We start from the raw sequence: 5215 nt of genomic DNA on the forward strand, positions 1-5215 counted from the left end.
CGAAGCACTCCAGATCGGCCCGGACGCTCCCATCATCACGACCGACGCGCGCCACCGCGCCGACGCCAAGAGCGGACTGATCACCCTCGTCGAACACGCACTCATGGCACGACTCAAGTAGACGTTGCCGTACGGCAGTTGCCGTAGCCGGGGCCGGATGTGGGCTGTGTCTTTTGACATAGCCCACGTCGATGTTCATAACGTTTGAGAAGAGAATTGACGCCGCTCGGTCGCCCGACGCGTTCGGCTGGTATCGCTGTGCTCACATCAACCTCGTCTTTTGACGGGGCTCGTTCTTTATGCCCGTTTTATCTCCGGTATGGACCACTCGGAATGGCTGATTCCCACTGTTTGGAACGGGGCGGCCTCACGTGCTGGAATTCGATGAACTCCCGAGTAGTACGGCCCTGAACGAAAAACGGCACAACGTAGGTGCCGACGCCGAGAGGTTGTTGGTCGAGTGAGGCGTAGCAAGACGAGCTCCGCGGAGCAGGCGGCGCGGGGCAACTTCACCCCGCCGCGGCGTACAGCGGCGCCGCCTGCGGATGCGCCAGGAAAGCCTCCGGCACCCGGCAGTACCAGCCGTCTGTCGCCGCGCAACTGGCGGGTGCCGACCCGGCTCAACGCGATCCTCCTCATACCCGTGCTCGTCGGCCTCGTCATGGGCGGTTTCCAGGTCAAGGGGTCCATCGACACCTGGCAGGAGGCGCAGGACGCGGAGCGGACGGCGCTCGTCGTCCGGGCCGCGTCCGAGTACGGCCAGGCCCTGCTCAACGAGCGTGACCTCACCGCCCAGCCCCTGCTGACGAACAAGCGAGACGACAAGGCCGTGGTGGACGCCAGGGCCGCCACGGACGCCGCGAAGGCCACGTTCGACCGCGCCGTCGAGTCCATGCCGCGGGAAGAGGGCCTGGAGCGGCGGCTGCGTCTGTTCCGCGCCGAAGAGCCCAAGCTGGAGACGATCCGCAAGACGGCGTACACCGCGGGCGTCGAGACGCCCGACAAGACCGGCCGCAACGGCGGTCCGGTGGCGACCGAAGAGGGGTACGTGCTGGTCCAGCACTCCCTCATGGAGTTCTCCAACGAACTGGGCCTGGGCACCGGCAACATCACCAGCTACGGCCGCACCGTCTACGCCATCCAGCTCTCCAAGGCCGCCTCCTCGCTCCAGCGCTCCATCGGTATGCACCTGCTGGTGCGGCCGAGCGAGAAGCCGGCGGTGCGGGCGGGGCAGTCGGTCGCGTTCTCCTCGTACGCCTACCTGGAGGACATCGCGGTCGCGGAGTACGTCTCCGGCGGCACCGACGCGGACACGGCCAAGCTTCAGAAGATCATGGGCGAGAAGGCCGCCGAGGGCGCCAAGAAGCTCGCCACGGCGCGGCAGCAGGCCGCCGCGGCCGGCGAGAAGTTCGTCGCCCCGCCGGCCCAGGACGGCTCGGTCGTCGACGGCATGGTCGCCGCCATCGCCACCGGTGACAGCCCCTCCCAGCTGGAGGAGCGCGGCGTCACGCCCACGGCGTGGATGGCCGCGACCACCGCGAAGTTCGACGGCTACACGATCATCGAGAAGGACCTGGTCGACAACGCCGTCAGCGACGCCGCGGAGATCTCCGACAGCGCCAGGAACGACGCGATCATCAACGGCGCGATCGTGGTGATCGCCCTGCTGGCCGCGTTCGTGCTGGCCGGCATGATGGCGCGGCAGATGAGCCGGTCCATGCGCCGGCTCCGTACGGCCGCCTTCGGCATAGCCGAGCAGCGGCTGCCGATGCTGGTCGACCAGCTGTCGCGTACCGAGCCCGGCCGGGTGGACACCCGCGTACAGCCCATCCCGATCGACTCCAGGGACGAGATAGGCGAAGTCGCGCGCGCCTTCGACCAGGTGCACCGCGAGGCCGTCCGGCTCGCCGCCGAACAGGCCATGCTCCGGGGCAACGTCAACGCGATCTTCACCAACCTCTCCCGCCGCAACCAGTCGTTGATCGAGGGCCAGCTGACCCTGATCACCGAGCTGGAGAACCACGAGGCCGAGCCCGAGCAGCTGGAGAACCTCTTCAAGCTGGACCACCTCGCGACCCGGATGCGCCGCAACGGCGAGAACCTGCTGGTCCTCGCCGGCGAGGAGCCGGGCCGCCGCTGGAACCAGCCGGTGCCGCTGGTCGACGTGCTGCGCGCCGCGTCCTCCGAGGTGGAGTCCTACGAGCGCATCGAGCTGTCCGGCGTGCCGGAGACGGACATCCACGGCCAGGCCGTGACCGACCTCGTGCACCTGCTCGCCGAGCTGCTGGAGAACGCCACCACGTTCTCGTCGCCGCAGACCAAGGTGCGGGTGACCGCGACGCGGCTGCCCGACGGCCGCGTGATGATCGAGATCCACGACAAGGGCATCGGCCTGACCGCCGAGGACTTCGCCGACATCAACCACAAACTGGCCAACCCGCCCACCGTGGACGCCGCGGTGTCGCAGCGCATGGGTCTGTTCGTGGTGGGCCGGCTGGCCGACCGGCACGGCGTACGGGTGCAGTTGCGGCCCTCGGGCGAGCAGGCGGGCACCACGTCACTGGTCATGCTCCCCGACGCGATCACCCACGGAGGGGGCGGCGAGCAGCCGCAGCCGGACGACTTCACGGTCTCCCAGATCATTCCGGAGCAGCAGGCAGCCGCGTTCGAGCCGGAGCAGCAGGCGTTCTCGACGCCGATGCTGACGGCGGCCGAACTCGGCTTCGACGACTCGCGTTACGACGAGGGCGCCGGGGCCGGAGCGGCGGCGAATCCGCGCAGTCTCGATCCGGTGAACCGTTCCCTCAAGCGCGACGAGCGGCGCGCGGCCCTGGGCGGCGGCAACGGCGCCCCGGCGGCCCTGCCGGGCGGCGGGCCCCTCTACGGCGACCAGGTCGACGGGCAGTACCGCGAGGAGGTCGACGGGCAGTACGCGCCGCAGCAGGCGTCGTACGAGCAGAACGGCTACCCCGCGCCCGACGGTGGCGCGAACGCCGGGCAGACGTACGCGGGCGCGGGATACGACGCGTACGCCACCCCCGACGGGTACGGGACGGGCGCCGACGGGTACCGGACGCCCGACGGGTACCCGGAGCAGCGGGATCCGCTCGGCGGCCCGTATACGGAAGGGGCCTACGAGGCTCCTCGGCCGGACGGGGCGGGCCAGGACAACCTCTTCGCTCCCCAGGCCAATCCGGGTGGCTGGAGTGACCGCGGTGGCTACCAGGGCGGGTACGACGCGGCGCGGCAGCCCGAATCGGAATCGTCCGACGGCGCTGCGGCGGAGACCCGGGAACGCGTAGAATTCGAACGTCCGGGACCCTCGCCGAGCGCCAGTCACACGCTGACGGGAGCGGGACTGCCGCGCCGTGGCAGCACCTCGCAGCCTCCGAAGCCGGAGTCGTGGCAGACCACCGGTGGGGACGACGGACAGCGCAACGGACACGACGGCGGCCAGACCGATCTCTTCGGCCGGACCGCCCCGTCGGCACCGTCCCCCGCGCCGCAGCCGACCGACAGGACCGACGAGCCCACCGAGAACAAGCTCACCGAGAACAACGAGACGTACGCACCGACGGCCCCGCAGCCGCCGAACGGTCAGAGTGACGCGAACGGCGCCGACGACTGGCGCTCGACGAACGACGACCGTTGGCAGCGGGCCGAGAAACTGCGTGAGCCCAAGGCCGGCGGGATCACCCCCTCGGGGCTCCCCCGGCGCGTTCCCAAGGCCAACCTGATCGAGGGAACCGCGGAGTCGACGCCGCAGCACGGCCCCCAGGTCTCCCGGGCGCCGGAGGACGTCCGTGGCAGGCTGAGCAACCTGCGGCGCGGCGTCCAGCGGGGCCGTAACGCGGGGTCGGGCGGCACCGGAGCGGCGGGGACGGACACGAACGGACCGGGTTCAGGCCCGGGCAGTACCTACAACCAGGAGCGTTAGTGTGAGCCCGATGAGCCAGGCGGCGCAGAATCTCAACTGGTTGATCACCAATTTCGTGGACCACACCCCCGGGGTGTCCCACACCGTGGTGGTCTCCGCCGACGGACTCCTGCTTGCCATGTCCGAGGGCTTCCCGCGCGACCGCGCCGACCAACTGGCGGCCGTGGCCTCCGGTCTGACCTCGCTGACCGCCGGGGCCTCCAGGATCTTCGAGGGGGGCGCGGTCACCCAGACCGTCGTGGAGATGGAGCGCGGGTTCCTCTTCCTCATGTCGATCTCCGACGGCTCGTCACTGGCCGTCCTCGCGCACCCCGAGGCCGACATCGGTCTGGTGGGTTATGAAATGGCTCTGCTCGTCGACCGGGCCGGGACGGTGCTGACGCCGGACCTGCGCGCAGAACTCCAGGGAAGTCTTCTCAACTAACAGACAGACAGTGCGTTTCGCGCCATCGCACCATAGGGTTCGGTGGCGCGACTCCACAGAACAGTTACCGGCGACCGGAGTCGGAGGAGGAAACGGTGGCAACACCCCCAGGCGGACATCCTTACGAGGGTGGCCGACAGGTCCCGGGTGAGCGTGCCCGGAACCACTTCAACTCCCCCTCCGCGCCGGACGGCAACGGCGGCCAGGGCGGGCAGTGGGACGGCGGCGGACAGTCGTATGATCCACATCAGCAGCAGCCGTACCAGCAGCCTCAACAGCCGTACGGACAGCGGCAGTCGTACGGGCAGGGTCAGCAACAGCCGTACAACTCGCAGCAGTCGTACGGCCAGGGGCAGGGCCAGGGACAGCAGCAGCCGTACGGACAGCAGCCCTCGTACGGACCGCCGCAGCCCCGAATCCAGCCGGTACAGCCGAGGCACCATCAGGAGCCGGAGCACGCCGCGCACAACCCGTTGGTCCGTCCGTACGCCATGACCGGCGGCCGGACACGGCCGCGGTACCAGCTCGCCATCGAGGCACTGGTCAGCACGACGGCCGATCCGTCCCGGCTGCAAGGGCAGTTGCCCGAGCACCAGCGGATCTGCCGGCTCTGTTTCGAGATCAAATCGGTCGCCGAGATTTCGGCACTGCTCTCCATCCCCCTGGGCGTCGCCCGGATCCTCGTAGCCGACCTGGCGGAGGCCGGACTTGTCGCCATTCACCAACCCGGCGGCGACGAGACCGCCGGGGGCCAACCAGATGTGACACTGCTCGAAAGGGTGCTCAGTGGACTTCGCAAGCTCTAGCGGCGGTGCAGCCCGCTCAACCACCAGCGCGAAGATCGTGGTGGCGGG

3 protein-coding genes and 2 pseudogenes are annotated in these 5215 nt (G+C 69.5%); all 5 read left to right on the forward strand.

Annotation, left to right across the window (positions count from 1 at the left end):
- Positions 1–121 (forward strand): annotated as a pseudogene (locus BHU15_RS35955) (ATP-binding protein); the annotation flags it as partial.
- A 339-nt stretch (positions 122–460) separates the two neighbouring features.
- Complete coding sequence (locus BHU15_RS35960) at positions 461–3937, forward strand: sensor histidine kinase (RefSeq protein WP_069630939.1); 3477 nt, start codon at positions 461–463, stop codon at positions 3935–3937.
- Between the two features lie 10 nt (positions 3938–3947).
- Complete coding sequence (locus tag BHU15_RS35965) at positions 3948–4361, forward strand: roadblock/LC7 domain-containing protein (protein ID WP_023538419.1); 414 nt, start codon at positions 3948–3950, stop codon at positions 4359–4361.
- A gap of 95 nt (positions 4362–4456) precedes the next feature.
- Positions 4457–5167, forward strand: a complete 711-nt coding sequence (locus BHU15_RS35970) for a DUF742 domain-containing protein (RefSeq protein ID WP_069630940.1) — start codon at positions 4457–4459, stop codon at positions 5165–5167.
- Positions 5148–5215 (forward strand): annotated as a pseudogene (locus tag BHU15_RS39565) (ATP-binding protein); the annotation flags it as partial. The gene BHU15_RS35970 and the pseudogene BHU15_RS39565, both read left to right, overlap by 20 nt.

Source organism: Streptomyces niveus, assembly GCF_001723055.1.
GTDB lineage: Bacteria > Actinomycetota > Actinomycetes > Streptomycetales > Streptomycetaceae > Streptomyces > Streptomyces niveus.

Bases quoted from the DNA above. Each gene is read 5' to 3' on its own strand.
- BHU15_RS35965 (WP_023538419.1), top strand. From the start codon at position 3,948: ATGAGCCAGGCGGCGCAGAATCTCAACTGGTTGATCACCAATTTCGTG.